General features: G+C 68.9%; 1 protein-coding gene. It reads right to left on the bottom strand.

Annotated features, from left to right (window positions below):
• The coding region (locus ACYVK3_RS21815; RefSeq protein WP_460499464.1) for a DUF222 domain-containing protein at positions 1-1,058 on the bottom strand (1,058 nt) is incomplete at its 3' end.
• Positions 1,059-1,089 lie beyond the last annotated feature (31 nt).

The following is a 1,089-nucleotide window of genomic DNA, read 5'->3' as shown; positions in this document are numbered from 1 at the left end:
GGTGCGAGGCAGCCGGTCCAGGCGCACCCGCCGGGCTGCTCGAGTTCCAGCTTCCTGCGCAGCGCCGAGTTCGGCAGGCGCAGTGCCCGGCCGAGCTCGATCGCTTCCCCGGTGGCGTAGTTGAACACGTTGGGGATGACCAGGCCCTCGCACGCGAGGAGGCGGGCCTTACCCAGGCTGATCGGGTCGCCCTCCAACGTCGGGACCCGCCCGGTGTCGTGTCCGGCCAACGTTTCGATGTCGACCGACAGGTGCAGGATGGCGGTGTGCCCGTGCCGCTTGGCCGCGTTCGGGTCGGCCCCATGGGCCGCGACCATCTGATGGAAGGCCTCAGCCCGCCGGTTCGCCGCCGGCGGCAGGCACCCGTCCTGGTCGACCTCGTCTTGCCGGGGCGGGGGGACCGCTGTCGTCAGGAGTTTGGCGAACAGTTTGCCGGTGTCGGCCGACAGGAGCCCGGAGAGGACGAACATGCCGTTCTCGGTCTCCACCAGGTCGAGGCGTTGCAACGACTGCTGCCCCAGCCCGTCCAACAACTCCTCACCCGAGTCGAGGGCGGCCTGGAGTTCGTCGAGCTGGGCGTGGACGTCTTTGACGGTGGCGTGGATGCAGTACTGCGCGATCAGATGCTCAGGGGTCGCACACGACACCTCGGCGTCGAACGGGGAGGGCACCGGCTCGCGGTAGGGGGTGCGGGCGTACACGCGCAGGGCCTTGGTCGCGTCCAGGCGGCGCACGGCTGCCGCGACCCGGTCGATCCGCGCACGGGCCGAGGTGGCGGTCTCGGCCAGGACGGTGAACTTCCCTGCCGTGCGGGCGATCGCCGCAAGATCAGCAGCCGTGCGTAGGTGGAAGTCGAAGGTCGACACCAGCCACTCGCGCAAGGCCGAGAAGCCGTCGCAGTCGCGGTGGATATTCCAGGCTTTCGCCTCGATCACCTCGGACAGGACCCGAGCGTGGAGAGCATTGATGGCAGCAGCCGCCTCACCGAGCGTGGTGTGGATGACCTTGGCGCGCTCGCTCCGCTCAGTCCTGCTCGGAGTCTTCGTTGCCTTGGCCATCTGACACCTCCCTCGGTCATTGAGGTCTCGT

The organism is Glycomyces tarimensis (assembly GCF_054776215.1).
The sequence above is the reverse complement of the archived record's forward strand: the minus strand, read 5'-3'. Positions and strand labels throughout refer to the sequence as shown.